The sequence below is a fragment of the Viscerimonas tarda genome, from assembly GCF_054601255.1.
On sequence record NZ_BAAHWV010000006.1, the window covers coordinates 72,981 to 92,993 of the forward strand.

A 20,013-nucleotide genomic window follows, 5' to 3' on the forward strand; every position below is an offset into this window, starting at 1 on the left:
TAGCACATCATCACATTAGCACATTAGCACATCAACTCATTTCCCCCGTCTAATCCTGAACCTTATCCCTAAATCAATACTAATCAGGTGTTCGTACTTGAATGTTTGGTTATCGGCATTATCGAAGCGGTAGAACGAGGGGCGATAAAATACGCCAAATTTGAGGCTTTTATAGTTGTAATAGGCATTGAAAAGTAAACCCAATGCAGTACTTACATTTTTCATATCCAGCCATCCCAGCGTATTTTGATTCTTATTCCGATCTTTATCTTCATCATCTTCGTTGCCGTAATGATAAAAATGACCTTCCCACCAATACGACCAACGATTTTGGCTGACAGACAAGCCATAGCCCAACGAAAAATCCTTGATATGATGACCGTGTACTACTGCCGCCTGAAGCGATGTTATTGACTCCCAGTCTTCAAAACCACATACACCAACAGGTGCAGGTACGAGATAGTTCATAATTCCACTTACCGAAAGATTTAAAAACCTGTTTTGTTGGTAGAAATAATCAACGCCGCCCGATATGCCTAAAAATCCAACTTTACTGCCAGCATATTCAAGCTTAGGCGATATATTAAAGAAGTTTACGAACGGGGACGAAAAATTGAGGTAAGCATCTCCTTTGTTATAAGTATATTTTTTAGTAACTCTATCACTACCGGCAAATTCGTTCTTTTCCAAATTCTTGTCTATTAGCAGGTTTTTTCCGTAGCTATATCGTTGAGGCGCCTTGTAATCAACCAAAAATCCTACAATGCCGTAGCCTGAAAAAGCATTCATATAGAACCATTTACTGTTTCTGGGTTTAACTACAACATCTTTCTGCAAGCTATCGTTATAAACGGTCAATGTCAAGGGCTTTTTACTTCGCTCTACCGCCAGCAAAGCACGATTGAGGTTTTTGTAGCCGGAGGTTCTTATCGTATCCTGCCTGTTTTGGATAATGGCGACAGGTTCTTCGCTATAAACAGTTAAAACAGTATGCCTGCTATTCACTATGGTTGCGCAGGAGGTCATCAGCATACATGCAATGAAAAGCAATAGATGTTGTTTCATCAGATATTAGTTACGTGTTTAAGAGGCTGTCTCAAAAGACTTCTTCTGAGTTTGTCATTGGCTCAGGCCGATTTAGCTAAGGCTGATTTCCGCCGTTGGCTACAATTCCGCTCCGCTCCAATTGCGGGCTCCGACCCGCAATCTTCTGTGCATGGAACAAAACTCCCGTTTTTTGCTCGTTTCGACGGTTCGTGTGTGAAGACGTGGCACGCCACGTCTCTACTTGGGGGTTCTCGCGCTTGGGGGATTGCGGGTCAAGCCCGCAATGACAGTCTATTTCCTTTTCTAATGCAACCTCGTTGCCTGAATCTTATGGATGGCTTCAACCAGCTTGTCTATCTCTTCTTTGGTGTTGTAGAACGAGAAGGATGGCCTTACACTGGCTTCCACTCCTAAACGGCGGAGGGCAGGTTGCGCACAATGATGACCTGCACGAACAGCAATTCCCTCTTTATCAAGCAACTGACCAACCTCCGGCGTGGGAATACCTTCCAGTTCAAAGGAGACTACGCTGATTCGTTCTTTGGGGTTGCCTATCAGGCGGAGACCTTTTATTTCGCCCAGAACGGTTCGGGCATATTCGGTCAGCTCGTGTTCGTATCTGGCGATGTTGTCTATCCCGATGCGTTTTACATAATCCAGGGCTATGCCAAGTCCCAAAGCGCCGGCCACATTGGGCGTTCCCGCTTCAAAACGTGCGGGAGGCGCATTGAATTGCGTTTCCTCAAATGTAACGTCTTTTATCATGTTTCCCCCACCCTGCCAGGGAGGCATAATTTCCAGCAGTTCCTTTTTACCATACACAACACCAATGCCGTTGGGCGCATAGATTTTATGACCCGAGAACACAAAGAAATCGCAGCCTAATGCCTGAACGTCCACATGCGTATGCGCTATTGACTGCGCTCCGTCTATCAGTACGCGGGCATTGTAGCGTTTTGCCATGTCTATCATGGTTTTGATGGGCAATATGGCGCCAAAAGTATTGTTTACCTGTCCGAAAGACACAATTTTTGTACGGGGGCTAAGCAGGCGTTCGTAATCTTCGAGAATAATGTTCCCGTTGTTGTCAATGGGGATGACCAGCAGTTTGGCATTCTTTTCCTTAGCCAGTTGTTGCCAGGGAACGATATTGGCATGGTGGTCGAGTGTCGAAATAATGATTTCGTCTCCCTCCTGAATATACTTCCGGCCATAAGTTTGAGTTACCAGGTTGATACCTTCGGTGGTTCCGCGCACAAAAATAATTTCTTCGGCAGAGGAAGCGTTGATGAAATTCTTCACCTTGTCGCGCGCCTTTTCGTATTCATCGGTGGAGCGTGCCGCCAAGGTATGCGCTGCACGATGAATATTGGAATTGTTGTTCTCGTAAAAATGGGCGAGTTCATCTATCACTATCTGAGGCTTTTGAGTAGTGGCCGCATTATCGAACCAAATCAACTGCTTTCCATTCACTTTTTGATGAAGAATGGGAAAATCGCGGCGAACAGCATTTACATCGAAGGGCTCTCCGGCTACTTTCAACGAATCTTGTTCGTAAAAGTTCCCAATTTTAGAATCGTTTACCCAAAAGTTATTGTCGGCAGCCTGACGCAGCGTTTGAGGCTTTTCGTCCGAACCCGAACCGGCAAAATACAAGCTCCGCAATTCCGCCGGTTCTTGATGCAAGTCGCCCGTTAATAAGCTTTTGAACGAGTCGAAGACGGATTCAAGATTTATATCGTCCGGCGTGATACCCGATATGGGGCGCCGGAGTTCTTCTACGGGGAGAATACCTTCGGCAATCTCCCGTAGTTTTGCTATGTTGCTCAAATCTTCAGGAATGGATGTTGTCAGTCCTTCAATCATGATGGTTTGTTTTATTTTTCAATTGTATTCCGATGTTGGTAATCGTGATAAAATCCAACTTCTACATTTTCGAGAACAGCTATTGCGTCATCGGTCAACGAGGCCAATGAGAAATATTTGGTGAGCAGGTAAGAGGCCACGCCAAATTTATCCAATCCCATTAAACGCGCCGAGAGGCTGGGCGCTATTTCGCCGGGGATACCCGCCTGATGCAATCCAACTACTCCCTGCTCTTTTTCGCCTACGCGAACCAGAATAATTTCGGTGGTTCCAACTCCTCTGTTGGTCAGGTACTGGCCTTTTACTTCCACTTTGTCGCTGGGGATGATGGGCACACCGCGCCACAGAAGAACCTGTGTGCCAAACACATTGGCCGTAACGGGCGGAACACCGCGCCAGGTACATTCGCGTTCAAAAGCGGCAATGGCACGGGGATTGGCAATGAAGAACGAGGGGTTTTTCCATACCAACGACAGCAATTCGTCCAAATCGTCGGGAGTTGGCGCGCCGTAACGCGGACTGATGCGATAACCGGGCTCTACGCTGTTCAACAAGCCAAAGTGTTGATTGTTTATTAATTCCCATTCCTGACGTTCCCTCACACTCTCGATACTGAGGCGCATTTGCTCTTCGAGCTGGTGGTAGGGATTGTTGTATAAGTCCGATACCCGTGTGTGCACGCGTACTACGGTTTGTATGGTGTTTAACGAGTATTCGCGGGGATTTTCTTCGTAGTCGATGTAGGTTTCGGGGATAATATTGTCTTCTTCATGTCCCGATACCAGGTCGATGTGCTTTTCGCCATGAATATTTACCGTCGCCCGCAAGCGAAGATGTTCGTCCACCGCTTTCTGAAACTCTTCCCTGAAATTGGGCACTTCTTCAATGATGCTTTCGAGTTCGGCGCTGCTCAAGGTAAAAAATACCGCCGGAGTTACCGCCCTGACGGTTACGGACGAAGCTTTGTCGGAAAGGATGTCTGCTTCGCCAAAATATTCGCCTTCCGAAAGCAAGGCTATTCTGAGGTTTTCGCCGTGAGGTCCTTTTCTCGATATTTCGACTTGCCCTTTGGCTACGATAAAGAATTTCTGCCGGTCTTTTTCTTCTTTTATGAGGTTTCCGCCCAGTTTAACTTCTTCTATTTCAAACTTTTTTGCCAGACGATTTACGATGTCCACATCAATGAAAGAGAAAAGAGGTATCCGGCGAAACGAGCCTGCACTGAAAGCCGGAACTCCGTTAAAGTATTCCACATCAATGCGTTCGGCTTTTTTCAGCTCCACTTTCGTCCTGTTCACCCGGTACGTTCCCGAATCTACCTGTACCCACGGAAGTAGTTTGAGCAACAAACGTGGAGTAATCGACCCCATCTGAGGCGGCGTCTTGGTGGTGGTAGCCAGTTTTCTGGCGGTAGCAGTCGTAACGCTGCGTTGTAAATCATTCTGTGCCATGTGCTTTATATTTTTATGATTTTATAATTTTGTAATTTATTTCTGTATAGTTACTTTATAGGTGTCTCCCTCAACAGGGTCGATACCCAGTACCGCATATCCTTGTTCCTGCGATGTACGGGGTACATTTTCCAGTGGTTCGCCTTTCTGTAGCAATACTTCCAGAATATCGCCTTTGTTGAGTTTTGCCAATTCTATTTTTGTTTTCACAAAAGTCATAGGACAATGTTCTTTTGTTATATCCAGCTGAAATGTTGCCATATTCGTTCGATTTTTAGTTGATTATTAAATGAATAATGTTTGTCCGTCGTCGGCCAGTTGCAGAAAAGTGGCTACGCCCAGCACATCTTTTACTTCGGGAATAAAATCGTCTTTTGTGAGCCCCAATATATGCATGGCCATTTCGCAAGCATAGAAGTTAACGCCCAATACTTTTGCGGCCTCTACCAACTCCTCGAGTGTAGCTACATTGTTTTTCCGCATTAACGACCGGAATATTTTAGGGCTGATTCCGCCAAAATTGAGCCTGCTCACCGGAGCCACTTTTAGTCCGCCCATGAAAAAGCCGAACATTTTTGTCAGCGCATTTTTCCCGAGAAAACTCCGGCCTTGCTTTTTCTTCAAGGCATCCAATCCCCAAAACGTGAAAAAAAGATTCACTTCATACCCAACTGCCGCAGCGCCTGTGGCCAGCGTAAATACGGCTGTCAATTTGTCGAAGTCGCCACTAAAACCTATTATTGATAATTTCTTTCCCATCGTTAAATGCGTTTATCAGAGTTGATTAAATACCTGTGTGGATAAATACCGCTCGCCTGTATCGGGAAGCAAAACAACTAGCTGTTTCTTCTTGTTCTCAGGCCGCTTGGCTATTTGAAGGGCTGCATGTAATGCCGCACCTGACGATACGCCAACCAGCAATCCTTCGGCTAATCCTACTGCACGAACAGCATCGAAAGCCTCTTCGTTCTTCACTTTGAAAATCTCGTCCACTACTTTCGGGTTATATACTTCGGGGATAAATCCTGCGCCGATTCCCTGCAATTTATGCGGCCCTGCCTTACCACCCGACAGCACTGCCGAATCGTATGGTTCTACGGCAATTATTTTAACCGCCAGATTCAGTTCCTTCAATTTTTTGCCCACACCCGATATTGTACCGCCTGTGCCTACTCCGGCAACAAAAATATCCACTTTTCCATCGGTATCGTTCCATATCTCCAGAGCGGTGGTATCGTAGTGCTTCTGCGGGTTGGCTATGTTTTTGAACTGTTGAGGGATAAACGAGTTTGGAATGGTTTTCTGCAACTCCTCGGCTTTGAGGATAGCGCCGCGCATCCCTTCAAATCCGGGTGTCAGCACCAATTCGGCGCCCAAGGCTTTTAACAGCGTTCGCCGTTCCTGATTCATCGAATCGGGCATGGTGATAATAAGCCGATAGCCTCTGGAAGCGGCAATAAAAGCCAAAGCAATCCCTGTATTTCCACTTGTCGGTTCTATTATTACCGAATTTTTGTTGATCAGGCCTTTCTTTTCGGCTGTATCAATCAATGCCAGACTAATACGGTCTTTCACGCTGCGCCCCGGATTAAAGTATTCGAGCTTTGCCAGAATCTGAGAACTCAGCTTGTATTTTTTCTCAATGCCGGTTAACTCCAATAGAGGAGTATTGCCGATGAGTTGGGTTATTGAATGTGCTATTTTTGACATAATAGATGAGTTTTTGTACCATTGCAAATGTAGTACATTTATGTATTCAATCAAATACCATAGATAAGGTATTTTTTATAATTGTCAACGATTATTAATTATAAGACTAAAAGTCAATGGCAGCACGAGGAAATTGCCTTTCGGTAAAGTACCTATAAAGGACTATGCACGTTACGGATGAGATTCCTCCCTTTGGTCGGAATGACTCGCCTGTTAGCGCTTTAAGGGATGAGGAAGCGGCGGCAAAGCCGCCGCTTCCTCATCTCCTCTCCCCAAAAGGAGACCGTCATTCCGACCAAAGGGAGGAATCCCCTGCTCATATCACTAACTTTACCGAAAGTCATAAGCCGTAAATTTTTTCATGCGTTTGCCCTGCCTCAATAGCCGGTTGCCAAATGTGATAATTCGCTAATAAATTCTTGAATTTGCTAATTTACCAATCTCCGAATTCCTGAATTTGCTAATTAATTATATAATGCGTAATTTTGAATAAAAAAAGCAATGTCCGATTCTCTCGTCATTATTCCGACATACAACGAGATAGAAAATATCGAGAATATCGTACGGGCAGTATTTAATCTGCCCAAGGTATTTCATGTGCTGATTATCGACGATGGCTCGCCGGACGGTACGGCCAATGTTGTAAAGTCGTTGCAAAAAGAATTTGACGGGCAGCTGTTTCTGATAGAACGTGCGGGAAAACTGGGCTTGGGAACCGCCTATATTGCCGGATTCAACTGGGCGCTAAAAAAATCGTACGAGTACATATACGAAATGGACGCCGACTTTTCGCACAACCCCAAGGATTTACCCCGACTGTACGAAAGTTGCATGACGGAAGCCGATGTGGCAATAGGATCGCGTTACAGCACAGGCGTAAACGTGGTCAACTGGCCAATGGGGCGCATACTGATGTCGTATTTTGCCTCCATATATGTCCGGCTAATTACCGGAATGAAAATTTACGACACTACTGCCGGATTTGTATGCTACCGCCGCAAAGTACTGGAAACTATCGACCTGAATAACATTCAATTCAAAGGTTACGCCTTTCAGATTGAAATGAAATATACCGCCTATAGCCTTGGTTTCAAGCTGGTTGAAGTGCCTATTATTTTTATCAACCGCATCTACGGCGAATCGAAAATGAACTCGGGAATATTCAGCGAGGGTTTTTTTGGCGTAATAAGCCTGCGTATCCGCAAATTATCGGGAGGGGTAACGAAGAGGGCCAAAAAATCAGAGTTGGTATAACCCGTTCTTCACAATATAATCATACACTTTTGCCGGCAGAAATGCCTTAATATCCTTGCCGTCGCGGATGCTTTCGCGTATAAAGGTCGATGATATTTCTATAATGGGCGAATCGAGCGCCTCCACACACTCTTTCAGGCTCCCGTTAATAATCAATTTCGAGTCTAAACGAGGATAGACATATACTTTGTAGTTGCGAATAATCTCCTTGTAATCTTTCCAGTTGGTGAAGTTAGCCCAATTATCGCCGCCTATAATCAACGAAAAAACGTGCCCGGGAAATTTCTGTTTCAGGGATGACAGCGTATTTATGGTGTATGACGGGCGTGGCAACGAAAACTCGAAATCGCTGGCTTTCATCTTCGGGTAATCCTCTACCGCCAGCTTAACCATTTCGTAGCGTATAGCCTCGGCAAGCATATCCGTTTTCTCCTTCAGGGGGTTTTGCGGGCTGACCAAAAACCACACTTCGTCAATATCGGTAAATCCGGTTACGAAATTAGCCAATATCAAGTGTCCCGTATGTACCGGATTAAACGATCCTGAAAATATGCCAATATTCATTCAAAAAAATTAGTCGTTTATAAATTGAGTAACAAGTTCAAAAGCCTTTTTCTGGGCGGTCTCCAAATCATCGTTCAGGATAATGGCATCGAAACAAGGGGCAAAAGTCAGTTCGTGTTCCGCCTTCTGCACACGTTGCGCTATCACCTCCGGCGAATCGGTTCCCCGCTTAATCAGGCGTTTTTCCAGCTCTTCGACCGATGGAGGCTGAATAAATACCGCCAAAGCCTTGTCGCCATAATACTGCTTGATGTTGCAACCGCCTACCACATCCACATCGAAGAGAACGTTCTCGCCCTTGTCAACAATGCGTTGCACCTCGCTTTTCAGCGTGCCGTAATACCTGCCGGGATACACCTCTTCGTATTCCAGAAACTCGTCATTGGCTATCTTTTGCCTGAACTCTCCGGCAGTCAGAAAATAATATTCCCTGCCATGACATTCAACGCCTCTCGGCAGGCGACTGGTGGCCGATATGGAAAAATAAAGATTCAGATTTTGCTCCAGCAAATAATTTACAATAGTCGATTTGCCCGAGCCAGATGGCGCCGAAAATATGATTAACTTACCCATTTATAGTTACATAACATTAAGAACCTGCTCCTTGATTTGCTCCAGCTCGTCTTTCATCCTCACAACAATACGTTGCATTTCGGCATGATTCGATTTGGAACCCATTGTATTGATTTCGCGGCCAATCTCCTGGGCTATGAAACCAAGCTTTTTGCCCTGACCCTGAGCGCCGTCCTTCAATGTTTCTATGAAATAGTTGAGGTGATTGTTCAGGCGGTTTTTCTCTTCGTTGATGTCGAGTTTTTCGATGTAAAAAATCATTTCCTGTTCAAAACGGTTTTTGTCGTAGTCAAAATTCTCGATTTTTTGCAAAGCCTCCACAATGCGCAGTTTGATTTTTTCGATACGTTCCGATTCGTGTGGCTCAATATCCTTCACCAGATTGGCGATGTTTGTTATTTTTTCGGTGAAAAGATTGGCCAACATGTCGCCTTCCTGCTTTCTGAAATCAATCAGTTGTTCCAAAGCCGCGTTCACCGTTTTTTCAACAACCGCCCATTCCCCCTCATCAAGTTCCTGTGTTTCGGATTTCAGCGCATCCGGCAGCTTCAGAATTACCTGAAACCAATCTTGCGGCACGCTAACACCCAGCTTCTGAGCCGAGCCAACTATCTGGTTATAATAAGCTTCCACAATATTCTGGTTAATCTGCACAGAGGTTTCCTTGCCAATATTTTCGATGTAGATAAGAAAATCCACCTTGCCCCTTTCGAGCTTTTTGTATAAAAGATTACGGATTCCCATTTCCTTGTCCTTGTACAAAGACGGTATCCGCACCGATAAGTCGAGTTGCTTACTGTTTAACGATTTGATTTCTACCGTAATCTTACGTGCCTCCAGTTCGGCGATAGCTTTGCCGAATCCGGTCATTGATTGTATCATATATTCTATGTTATTTGCTGCAAATGTAAGGCAAATATTTTTTTTATTTAGATTTTATCATCAAAAGTTTGTATTGTAATTAATAAACACTACTTTTGCACTCGAAATATCGCGGGATGGAGCAGTTGGTAGCTCGCCAGGCTCATAACCTGGAGGTCATTGGTTCGAGTCCAATTCCCGCAACAAAATTTGAAGAATCGCTGAAAGGTGGTTCTTTTTTTGGTTAAAATAGAGAATCATCCGAGAGGAAGACGGCAGTCTTTGGATTTCCAAAGCCCGTCAGAAAACAGGCGTTTCGTTTATAGTTATGTTAGATTTGGCGCGTTTCAATATCCTCTTCATTTCAAGCATCATCAGATGACCGTGATGCGCCGAATTTTGGCAGGGAACTCCCGCCGGAACCACCGGAAGCGGCTCGGCGCCTATATCTTCGCAAAACTGAAAATACTCAAAATAACCCAATCCTGCCGTTTGATGATAACCCCAAAGATTGCATTGCGGAACCCGCGCTTCCTCTCCATTTTCAATTCTCCATTCGCTTGTACTATTCCAGTTTTTGTCCCTGTTTTCCTTGTCTTCCGGTGCATATTCAAAACGCGGTTCTGAATGAGTTCGGCGTACAAACCGCCATCGGCAGCGTAATTAATATCTTCAAAGAAAATTCCGAGCAATTTGTCGCTTATCTTTTTACTTTTTGTATTATCAACAGCAATAGTTGCCTCTACCGGTTTCAGGGATGCAAAACGTTCGGGGTCGCCTTTGGGGGTTTCTGCCCACAACAACTTATCGTAAGCTACCCGTTTGTGTTCATTAATCAACTTGTCAATCGTTATCCATGCCACTTTATGTGCCGTTCCTTTTCTCGGTTGATGGAGGATAAGGGTCGTTTGCTGTTGGGCGAGATAGGTAACAGGCGCTATCTTATATGACTAACTTTGCCAGGCAATCAGGTCTTTGGAGGCGGTATGAGCCAATACGCCATCGCGGTCGTTAACGCTCCAGATGCAATGCCACAGACCATCGGCTTCGAGCGATAAAAAAGGTGTGTGCATTTTTTTTCACTGTCCCATCGTCCGTAATCACAACTAGGAAATTTGTGCTCCTGACCAATGGGATGCCAATCTGCTTGGTCGATGCTCCATGCAAAACTCAAACCATTATTTACCTCGTAGGCAAATATATATGCCGAATCGGGTTCGTTTGCCGATACATTGCAGACAAAGCAACATATTAGCAACAACTGGATAATAGCCGATTTCTATTCCGTTTTTTCATTGATATATAAGCATTTATAATGTTACCGTTATCTTTTTACCTTTATAGGCAACTGATTTCCCTTGTTTAGAGATAACATCCCCTGTTCCGCTTTCTGTATTCACGAATACCACATTGAATCTGCGGCTTTGCAGCATACCGGGAAATTTACCGTTGCGGTCGGCAATAGTCAAAGTCTTTTGGGCATCATTCCAAGTAAACCGAATGGTAGAGTAAATACCTTTTTCGTAGTTATAATTATCATTTTCGTCTTCGTACAAGATAAATTCTCCATCCGCACCCGGATAGACGCGGATTTCCAGATTATCCCATTTTTTCTGCGTAGCGTATTGCACTTTCTGCGCCCAAGGCAAAATAGTTCCCGCCTTCACATACAAAGGAATAATATCAACAGGAACCTCTTTATTAACGGTTTGACCGCCTTCGTAGGTCTTTCCTGTCCAGAAATCAAACCATTTGATTCCTTGCGGTAAATAAACTGCTTGTGTATGTACCTTGCCGAAATCTTCCACAGCATTTTTCCATCGGTTTTCCGAATTAACAACATACATTGGGTCTGTAACCGGAGTAACCAAAAACGATTGTCCGAATAAATACTGATTACTGATGTTCTGCACCTTTTTATCGGCATTAAAATCCATGTACAGGGCACGTATAAATGAACCGGAATTATTCGTTACATTCCATGCCGTTGAATACAAATAGGGCAGCAGGGAATATCGCAGATTGATGTATTTTTCCTCGGAATCAAAAGCCCAATCGCCCCGTTTTCCAAAATAATAGATTTCTTTCGACACACCGCTTCCGTGCGAACGCTGCATCGGCGTAAACGTGCCGTATTGAAACCAACGGGTATAGAGTTCGTGATAGGCTTTGTTGCTCACGCCGCCCTCGAACGGCCCCATGAAAAAACCACCCAAATCGGTGTTCCAATAAGGAATGCCGCTGAGCGAAAAATTAATTCCGGTGGGTATTTGTTTTTTGAATGTATCCCAGGTAGAATTAACATCGCCCGACCAGGTATTGGCGCCATAACGTTGTTGTCCGGCAAAAGCGCAACGAGTCAGCAGATATACCCGTTTATCCGTACTGACTGCCCGTTGATGGTCGTAAACGCCTCCATTGGTCATTAATGGAAAAGCATTAACCACGCTGCGATATGTGCCCATGCCGGTGGGAATATCGAAATCCGATTCCTTTTCATCCAAATGGTCGGGTTCGGTAGAATCTGTCCACCAAGCATCAATGCCTTTTGAAAATAGACCTTTGTTTAAGTAGTCCCAATAAATATCGCGAGCCTGTGCATTGTATGGATCATACGGTTTTACACCTGATGGGAATTTCATATCGGGAGGCCAAACCTCTTTTGCCGAAGCAGGCCAAGTTTTGAAATTGAACAAAGCATTGATTTTTTCCAAATCGCTGTATTGTTTGGTATCCGGCCCAAAAGAAGCCCAAATAGAAATCATGATATGCGCATTTTGCCCGTGAATATGGTCAATCATCTTTTGAGGTTCAGGAAATTCAGGATTGTCAAAATTCATGGAATTCCAGTTGGTGTTTCCACCCCAATACTGCCAATCTTGGATAATTCCGTCTAATGGCACGCCCAGTTCGCGGTATTTGTCCACGACTTCCATCGTTTCTTTTTGACTTTTATAACGTTCGCGCGATTGCCAAAAGCCATACGTCCACAAGGGAAACATCGGCGCCTGACCGGTCAAATCGCGCAGTTGAGCAATCACGCCACCGCCGGTTTTTCCGTATAGGAAATAATAATCGGAACATTCGCCCACTTCCGACTCCAGCGACATTTCCTGCGGATTGTCATTGAAAGTAGTGGGTGAATAATTGTCCCAAAAAATGCCGTAACCTTTTACCGATTGAATCACCGGAATACTGGCATACAAAGCGCGTTGGCGCATAAATATCTTTTCGCCGCGCTGATTCAGTTTGTTGGTTTGCTGTTGTCCCAAACCATAGATGGCTTCGTCTTTGTCCAATAAAAATGCTTGGCGAACGCTGTAAGTTTTATTGCCTGCATCGTTGAAACTGGTAAATTGCGTGCCGTAATCCTTTTCGGTGAATAAAGCGTTTCCTTGCAAGTCGGAATAAGAAACTTTTCCGGTAACAAGGTTTAACCTCACTTGAATAGCATCACTTTTCAATACGACTTCGTCCTTTGTTTGCACAACATTCAAGTTGGGTTTTTCAGGCGATTTAACTACGGATAAACTTTCTTTCCTGAAGGCCTTTCCTTCGGGTGATTTCACTACGCGAACAATTCCTGAATTATAAAATTGAATTTCTACATCCATTGATTGTACATTGGCTTTAACCCCGGTTGTCGTTATTTGATAACTTTGTGAAAGACCGGAAACTGCCGAGAACAGGCAGACTAAAAATATTGCAAATCTATGACGCATAATTATATCTTTTTATTTTCGTACAAAGATAAATAGAATTACCTAAATAAAATAGGATAAATTCTCTCAAATGACAGGTCATTTATCCTATTTACAGATGACAATCGGTCGGTTTGAATGCCGATGGCATTTCCCATCGCGTGGTTGTTTTCGCATTGTACGTGCGGTTTTACGGTTTCTCCTTTATTGTATTTCTCCAAACGGTCTTTTCCGGTTGTCAACATGGATGCAACGCTTGCATACATGGTGCTGGAAATATCGCAATAGTCGCTGTGTCCTTCATAATGCGTTGGACGGGTAGTATCCAAGGCTTTTATTGCTTTTGCCTCATAATCTAAATTTATTCCCTTTCCAGATTCATTTCCCAACGACCAAATAATAATCGCCGGATGGTTGCGATAGCGTTTTACCAAGTCTTCGGCTCTTTCCACCATCGGTTGCCGGAAACGAGGCTCGTTAGACAAGGACAGATTGTCATGACATTCCACATTGGCTTCGGCTAACATATAGATGCCGTATTGGTCGCAAAGGTCGTAGAAATAAGGATTATTTGGATAATGAGAAGTTCTTACTGCATTAATATTCAATTTTTTCATCAATTTGACATCGGTTTCCATTTCGGCTTTGGAAACGGTGCGACCATTGATATGGCTGGCATCGTGGCGGTTGGTTCCTTTAATCAGAATCGGGTTTCCATTGACAAGGAACGCACCGTTTTTGGCCAAGGCAATTTCTTTAAATCCCACTTTGGCTCCGCGTACATCAATAACATTGAGTCCGTCTTTCAATGTCAATACCAAATCGTATAGATAAGGCATTTCAGCCGTCCATTTTTCAGGTTTGGCCACATTCATCCGAATATTGAGTTTGCCAATCGCCGGATTGCGTATTTCTTTGGATGCAATCACTGTATTTCCGTCCATGATTTTCGCTCCTTTAGGGCTTTCCCCGTCAGTTCCACATCCAAAAGGGCAGTTGCATTCAGGTATTGGTCATCCAAATCCGTCCGGAAGAAAAAGTCGCGAATTTGTGTTTGCGTATGCCTTCCATCTGCCAGTTTGCCGGAACATGGATGTCGTCCCAAGCAGCAACATTGTAGTCTGTTTTATAAAAATATTTGGGTCGTTTGTCGGGGTCGGATACCCAATTAAATTTCCATACGCCGTTGAGCGACTGATAATAAGGCGATTTTTCGATCTGCACCGAATTTTGTGCTTGCGCTTCTGTTTGGAAAGGAATCGCTATTGTTCGCGCACCTTCCTCATTTACCTGAGTGATACTCAAATTATTCCATTCTTCCGCTTGATCGGGGTTTTGACTAAAAACAGTCCCTGCGAAGATTGACAGGAAAGAGCTGATCAAACAATATAATTTTGCTTTTTTCATCTATTTACAATTTATTTAAAAAAACTCAAATCCCACTCATCCATCCATTTTAAAACAGGCAATCCGTTTTCAAACCGAATCGGCAACCAGATATATCTGCCATCAATGGCATTTTTAGGTGTCCATCTATCGGCCATAAAAATGAACGCGTCCTTTTTGCCCTGAGCAGGCAGTATATAAGTGCTTTGAGAATGGAAAGTAGTCTCAGCATCTTTTCCCACAGCCGGATTATCAGGATGCCTTGTCCACGGACCGGTTATTTTATCAGCTGTTAATACGCGAGCCGGATTCGGATTCCAGCCGGTACAACCGGAGGTGATCATGAAATATTTTCCGTCTTTTTTGAACAATGCAGGCGCTTCATTCCATCCGGCAGGGTCAATCCGGTAATACTTGCCTGTATATCCCAGATAATCGTCGGTTAATTCGGCTATTTGCAAGGTTTTATTTTCTTCCGAAGCAAAAATGTGATAGGCTTTTTGGTCATCATCCACATATAAGGTCATATCGCGCGACATTTGTCCAACTTTGAAATCGCGGCGGACATACAAGCCTTCGGTAATGGCATCGTCCTTTTCGGAGTTGGTGAGATTTTTTATGTCGTTGGGTGTTACTACGGATGTGCGTTGCGCTTTGGTCAGGTTAACAGGCCAGATTCCGGCATTCGGCCGGAGTGATTTCAGGTATTGGTAAGGGCCTGACACATTATCGCTTACGGCAATCCCTGTACGAGCTGCGCTATAGCCTTTCCCTTTGAGTTCCAAATGAAAATACATCACATACTTTTTGGTCTTTTCGTTGTATATCACTTTTGGTCTTTCAAGGATGCAACCAGATTCTATATCACTCCCGCTTCCTTCCGGTGCAACCGTCAAGGCTATACCTTCGTCTTTCCAATTATACAAGTCTTTGGACGAATAACAACCAACGCCCACCTTGGCTACATTGCCGCCGTTACCTTCCGTTTTGTGTTCTCCAAACCAGTAATAAGTGTCATCGCGAAGCAGAATACCTCCACCGTGTGCATTGATGTGAACGCTGTTGTTGTCTTTCCAGATTTCACCCGGAGTAAAAGTGGTTGACGTTTTCACAAACTGAATATTTTCCACATGATCGCCTACATAAAACCGGCTCATATCAGCCGTTTTATACCAGCCCGGTTTTCCCGGCATACTATCCGAGATTACTTGCCCGTTGATTTTAAGATTTTCAAAACGAACGTTTTTCACTTTCCGTTCTTCATTGTATCCGGCTATAATAGAAAGTTCGGCATTAGTTCCTGTGTAGGTAATATCCTTAAACAGAACATCTTCAATTCCTCTTCCCGGCGCTTTGCAGTATTTTTTATTATAACCGACATGTAGATGTAGCAATTGTCCCTGTCTGAAATCCTCGATTCGGATGTTTTCAAAACGCACATTACGTATCAGATTATTATCGCCCGCAGTAATGGCCAGACAACCCTGATAATCTATCTGTTTTTCCCTGTGGTCCAAGATGTCGATGTTGATATAGTTCAGGTTTTCCAACACCTCCGGATGCTCCACATCTCCGTGAATACCAATAAGAATAGGATGAGCCACATCTGCCCAAAGGGTGGAATTTTGCATGGTAATGTTTTTACATCCACCTTTATAACCCAGTCTCGTTCCGTAAACCGTGGTGCAATCATCCGAATTGCGACAAAATACGCCATCAAATAAAACATTTGTGCTGGCAAAAACATTCATGCCGTCGCCCCATTGAAAATAGCTGATACTTTTTACATTGCGAATAGTTACATTGTTAGACTCTCCGGTAGAACATTTGGTTGCGATAAGTCCTTCCACCAGAATATTTTGGGATCTGGCAATGTGAATGCCTCCCTTTACGGTGTAATCAATCACCCCCCTGCCCAGTATCTTTACATTTTGAACGCCATCCATGGCAATCTGCCCCATCAGGACAGCTCCGCCGGCAACATAAACTGTTTTGCCGGACTCAACACTATATTTATCTCCCTCAAAATGATGTATTCCGGGACCAAAATAAATTAGATTTTTGTCCTTCAGGTTGGGGACATACTCGTCTATCGGGTTGGCAAAAAGATGCAGGTTGTGAAAGATGTCGTTATTCACTTCCACCGACAGATTGCGTGGTTTATTCAACTTAAAGCTTAGTGTATTCCCATTTATCTGCGGAACTATTCCATAAGAAAGCGGGCGTACCTTCGCCGTTTGGATACTCCCTTTATTGGATGTTACCGATACTTCCACTTCGCCTTCAAAATCAAAATAGCTCATAGAGGCGTTTTCGGTATGATGGTCAATTCCTCTGACTTCATCCACATTGACAATGTAGGAAGGCAGTTGTTTCCACTCTTGTCCTGCCTGTCTTACTCGAACGGTAAAATCTCCATTCAATGCTACTCCTTCCGGGGCGGGATAGGCAGCTAATTTATCTTTCGAATAAACCGAAAGGGGCATTAAAAAAGTAATCAGACAGATTAATACAATTTGAAATTTCTTGTGTGACATATTTTTTATTTTTATAAATTTACTATTGTCTTTTTACCATCGTAATGAATGGCTTTATCGAATATTTTACTGGCATCCTCGCCTACGGCTTTACCTTTATCCACCAGAACGATATTGAACTCCCTATTCTTCACCATTCCTGCAAATTCGCCTTTACGCTCTCCAACCGTAAAGGTCTTCTTTTTATCATTCCATCGAAGAGCAATGATAGCATACTTGCCTTGTTCGTAATTATAATTATCGCCTTCATCTTCGTAAATGGTAAATTCGCCGTCGGCGCCGGGATAGATTCTTATTTCGTAGGGTGCATTCGGTTTTTCGGAAGAATATTGCTGTATTGGACCCATCGGAACAATACTACCTTGCCGCACAAAAACAGGGATATAATCTATCGGTGCATCTGCCGTAATGAAACTTCCACCTTGATATTTTGTTCCGGTATGGAAATCAATCCAATTGGCATCCTTTGGAAGATATACCGAACGTGTTTTATCAATACCTGTCAATTTTTTTGAATTAACATCGTAGTACATCGGCTTAGTTACCGGACATACCATAAAAGCAGTCCCAAACATCAATTGGTCTTTAATGTCGTAAACCTTGCTATCTTTCCTAAAATCGAAAAACAAAGGACGAGTCATGGTGTAATCTTCTCGTGTTACCATAGCCGCAATAGAGTAGGTGTAAGGCAACAACCGGTAACGCAGGTTGATTTGTTTAAGAATACTTTCGTAGAAAGGCTCTCCGTGATTTCCGAATTGCCAGGGCTCGCGTGGAAAATCTGTTCCATGACTACGGAAGAGTGGTAACCACTGGCAGAATTGGATGTTACGAACATAAAATTCACGATAGCCTAAATCTTCAACTCCCTGTTCAAAATCTCCTTTCCAAAACCATTGATTTTGGCTTTTAACGAAGAATGCTCCCGCATCAATCGTCCAGTACGGAGACCCGGTAGCCATATAATTAAGTCCCGATGGGATTTGTTGGGCAAAGTCAGCCCAAGTGGCTTTGGTATCTCCATTCCAAACAAATGTTCCGTATCGCTGTTGACCGGCGTAGGTAGAACGAGTCAGGTTGACTACCCGTTTTTCGTTTGTTACCGAGCGTTGGTTTTCATAAATCCCTTGTGAATGATATAATGAAAATGTGTTGGCACGAAGCGCTCCCAGCAAATCATTTAATACTTTTGAAGTTAATTTATAGCGGGCTTGAGGATTATTCGCTATGGAATTAGCATTAGCGTTCCAATCGCCGTCTATCGGCTCTGATCCGTCGCACCACCACGCATCTACCCCATGAATAAACAAGTTTTTATTTACATATTCATCCCAATACATCTTGCGGGCAGCAGGATTATAGGCATCATACATCCCTCGTCCAAGTGTATATCCTTTTGCCCCCATTTCGGTAGCCTCGTTGCCGTTGGCAGTAGGCCATAACGAAAGCATAAAATGAGCATTTTTATCATGCACGCCTTTAATCATGGCGGTAGGATCGGGATAAGCATCTTCACGGAATTTTTTGTGTCCCCACCATTTTGGATTCCAATAATTCCAGTCCTGAACAATCAAATCCAAGGGTATTTTTTCGGCTCTAAAACGGGTAACAATACTATCTATACTCTGTTGGTCGGGGTATCTTTCTTTCGATTGCACATAGCCAAATATATATTTGGGCATCATACCCACTTTGCCGGTTAGTCCTCGAAACAGACTAACCACCTTGTCCGGCTCGGGGCCATACATAAAGTAATAATCTATTTCGTTGACCGCATTCATTTCCATGAAACTACCTTGGCTGTCGTCATGGAAAATCATAGTCGAGCCTGCATCAAAAAGCAATCCATATCCTTTCGATGACATTAAAACCGGAATGCTGGCTTTCAGATTCTGTTGGTATAAATATTGCATCGTACCCCGCAGATTCATATAATCTTCCTGATGTGAGCCTAATCCATAGAGAGCCTCTCCATCTTGCCATTCAAACTGTTGAGTAGCTTTCCATGCTGTTCCTGTTATTTTCTTTGAGACTATTTCCGATACAATCAAATCGCCATTGGCTGTCTTTTCCGTTTTATTTTTACTTTCGTCAAATTCCGTTTTTTCGATGGCTACTTTTTCTGTTATTCGGGGTTGTAAGGTATTCTCTTTCAAGAGCGTTTTTCCATCCTTTGACAAGTAACGGATGGCTCCTGTTGACTTGTCAATATCAACGCTCAATTGTTCCGATACGAGCCTCACTGTTTTATCTCCCTCTTTAAATTTGAAGGACACATTGACTTCTTTATGGGGTAAACATACATTGGTTTCATTGTTTTTTAATTCGCCTTCGGGCACATATTGTATTCTAACAACCGCCGGATTAATAAATTCAACCCTTAACTGTTGTTTTTGATTATTCATTAAAACGCCGTTTTTTTCTTTTTGTACAGTAAATGAATCTGCCCAAGCCAACGAAGTTGACAGTCCAAGACACACTGCTAAAATACTAATTGTTGTTTTCATTTACATTGTTTTTATCCAGTTGTTATTTCATAAGATTTACCTTTCTCTGTCTTGACGACCGTTTCGTAATACGCTCCGATTTTGTTGGAAGTAACTTGTTTGCCCTTCACTTTTATGGGCGCAATTGTTCGGATAGTACAGTCTTCACCGTTCAAAGATATGATTTTTGCTCTTTCTAATGTTCCATTTTTCCAAACAATATCTACTTCAAAACCACCTCTGCCCCTAAGTCCTTTTATCGTGCCCGACTTCCATGCATCGGGCAAAGCAGGCAACAAATGAAGCGCTCCGGTATGACTTTGCAACAGCATCTCGGCGATACCTGCCGTAGCACCAAAGTTGCCGTCAATCTGAAAGGGAGGATGGGCATCGAAGAAATTAGCATACGTTCCACCTGCGCCTTTGCTGTTAGGTTCTGTAAAATGCAAAATGTAAGCATGATTACCATCCCACAATCGTGCCCAGAAGTTGATTTTCCATGCTTTACTACAGGCAAGGCTTCCACCCATTCGGATGCAGGTTGTTCGTACCACAATTTCAAACCGGACTGAGCATA

Annotated in this window: 17 protein-coding genes, 1 tRNA gene and 3 pseudogenes; 3 read left to right on the forward strand and 18 right to left on the reverse strand. The window is 43.6% G+C overall.

Features of this window, described 5'->3' with window-relative positions:
• Positions 1-36 precede the first annotated feature (36 nt).
• From ACYPWY_RS04110 to cysK, 6 genes are all read right to left on the reverse strand, one after another.
• Entirely contained in the window at positions 37-1,065 is a 1,029-nt protein-coding gene (locus ACYPWY_RS04110; RefSeq protein ID WP_459684165.1) for a putative periplasmic lipoprotein, read from the reverse strand.
• Positions 1,066-1,350: 285 nt separating this feature from the next.
• A complete protein-coding gene (locus ACYPWY_RS04115) occupies positions 1,351-2,589 on the reverse strand; it encodes a SufS family cysteine desulfurase (protein ID WP_459684209.1) in 1,239 nt (412 codons plus the stop codon).
• 335 nt (positions 2,590-2,924) lie between these two features.
• On the reverse strand, positions 2,925-4,364 hold the full coding sequence (locus ACYPWY_RS04120) for a family 2B encapsulin nanocompartment shell protein (protein WP_459684166.1): 1,440 nt from the start codon (positions 4,362-4,364) through the stop codon (positions 2,925-2,927).
• A gap of 36 nt (positions 4,365-4,400) precedes the next feature.
• Positions 4,401-4,625, reverse strand: coding sequence for a sulfurtransferase TusA family protein (locus tag ACYPWY_RS04125; protein ID WP_459684167.1), 225 nt, complete (start codon positions 4,623-4,625; stop codon positions 4,401-4,403).
• 24 nt (positions 4,626-4,649) lie between these two features.
• Positions 4,650-5,123, reverse strand: coding sequence for a DsrE/DsrF/DrsH-like family protein (locus ACYPWY_RS04130; RefSeq protein ID WP_459684168.1), 474 nt, complete (start codon positions 5,121-5,123; stop codon positions 4,650-4,652).
• A 15-nt stretch (positions 5,124-5,138) separates the two neighbouring features.
• Positions 5,139-6,074 (reverse strand): cysteine synthase A, encoded by a 936-nt coding sequence (cysK, locus tag ACYPWY_RS04135; protein WP_459684169.1) that lies wholly within the window; start codon positions 6,072-6,074, stop codon positions 5,139-5,141.
• A gap of 164 nt (positions 6,075-6,238) precedes the next feature.
• Here cysK and ACYPWY_RS04140 point away from each other — a divergent pair, with 164 nt between their 5' ends.
• Positions 6,239-6,427 (forward strand): hypothetical protein, encoded by a 189-nt coding sequence (locus ACYPWY_RS04140; RefSeq protein WP_459684170.1) that lies wholly within the window; start codon positions 6,239-6,241, stop codon positions 6,425-6,427.
• A gap of 148 nt (positions 6,428-6,575) precedes the next feature.
• Positions 6,576-7,328 (forward strand): polyprenol monophosphomannose synthase, encoded by a 753-nt coding sequence (locus tag ACYPWY_RS04145; RefSeq protein ID WP_459684171.1) that lies wholly within the window; start codon positions 6,576-6,578, stop codon positions 7,326-7,328.
• Here ACYPWY_RS04145 and nadD read toward each other — a convergent pair.
• From nadD to ACYPWY_RS04160, 3 genes are read right to left on the reverse strand one after another with little or no spacing between them, the layout of a single operon-like run.
• A complete protein-coding gene (gene nadD / locus ACYPWY_RS04150) occupies positions 7,314-7,892 on the reverse strand; it encodes a nicotinate (nicotinamide) nucleotide adenylyltransferase (RefSeq protein WP_459684172.1) in 579 nt (192 codons plus the stop codon). The genes ACYPWY_RS04145 and nadD overlap by 15 nt on opposite strands.
• A gap of 9 nt (positions 7,893-7,901) precedes the next feature.
• On the reverse strand, positions 7,902-8,465 hold the full coding sequence (gene gmk / locus ACYPWY_RS04155; protein ID WP_459684173.1) for a guanylate kinase: 564 nt from the start codon (positions 8,463-8,465) through the stop codon (positions 7,902-7,904).
• Positions 8,466-8,471: 6 nt separating this feature from the next.
• The gene (locus tag ACYPWY_RS04160) at positions 8,472-9,347 is read right to left on the reverse strand and encodes a YicC/YloC family endoribonuclease (protein WP_459684174.1); all 876 of its coding nucleotides are present in this window, start codon (positions 9,345-9,347) and stop codon (positions 8,472-8,474) included.
• 110 nt (positions 9,348-9,457) lie between these two features.
• Here ACYPWY_RS04160 and ACYPWY_RS04165 point away from each other — a divergent pair.
• Positions 9,458-9,530: transfer RNA gene (locus ACYPWY_RS04165), tRNA-Met, on the forward strand.
• 171 nt (positions 9,531-9,701) lie between these two features.
• On the opposite strand, the pseudogene ACYPWY_RS04170 reads toward ACYPWY_RS04165, so the two are convergent.
• The 9 genes and pseudogenes from ACYPWY_RS04170 to ACYPWY_RS04210 all read right to left on the reverse strand — a co-directional run.
• Positions 9,702-10,087, reverse strand: a pseudogene (locus ACYPWY_RS04170) (hypothetical protein); the annotation flags it as partial.
• 189 nt (positions 10,088-10,276) lie between these two features.
• Positions 10,277-10,587, reverse strand: a pseudogene (locus ACYPWY_RS04175) (hypothetical protein).
• A 49-nt stretch (positions 10,588-10,636) separates the two neighbouring features.
• Entirely contained in the window at positions 10,637-13,048 is a 2,412-nt protein-coding gene (locus ACYPWY_RS04180) for a glycoside hydrolase family 31 protein (protein WP_459684175.1), read from the reverse strand.
• Positions 13,049-13,086: 38 nt separating this feature from the next.
• Entirely contained in the window at positions 13,087-13,971 is an 885-nt protein-coding gene (locus ACYPWY_RS04185) for a glycoside hydrolase family 2 TIM barrel-domain containing protein (protein ID WP_459684176.1), read from the reverse strand.
• Positions 13,972-14,029: 58 nt separating this feature from the next.
• On the reverse strand, positions 14,030-14,434 hold the full coding sequence (locus tag ACYPWY_RS04190; protein ID WP_459684177.1) for a hypothetical protein: 405 nt from the start codon (positions 14,432-14,434) through the stop codon (positions 14,030-14,032).
• A gap of 11 nt (positions 14,435-14,445) precedes the next feature.
• Positions 14,446-15,543 (reverse strand): glycoside hydrolase family 43 protein, encoded by a 1,098-nt coding sequence (locus tag ACYPWY_RS04195; protein ID WP_459684210.1) that lies wholly within the window; start codon positions 15,541-15,543, stop codon positions 14,446-14,448.
• A pseudogene (locus ACYPWY_RS04200) lies at positions 15,520-16,899 on the reverse strand (glycosyl hydrolase family 28 protein); the annotation flags it as partial. The gene ACYPWY_RS04195 and the pseudogene ACYPWY_RS04200, both read right to left, overlap by 24 nt.
• Positions 16,900-16,961: 62 nt before the next feature.
• A complete protein-coding gene (locus ACYPWY_RS04205) occupies positions 16,962-19,457 on the reverse strand; it encodes a glycoside hydrolase family 31 protein (protein ID WP_459684178.1) in 2,496 nt (831 codons plus the stop codon).
• Positions 19,458-19,468: 11 nt separating this feature from the next.
• Positions 19,469-19,990, reverse strand: a complete 522-nt coding sequence (locus tag ACYPWY_RS04210; RefSeq protein WP_459684179.1) for a glycoside hydrolase family 95-like protein — start codon at positions 19,988-19,990, stop codon at positions 19,469-19,471.
• Positions 19,991-20,013: the final 23 nt, after the last annotated feature.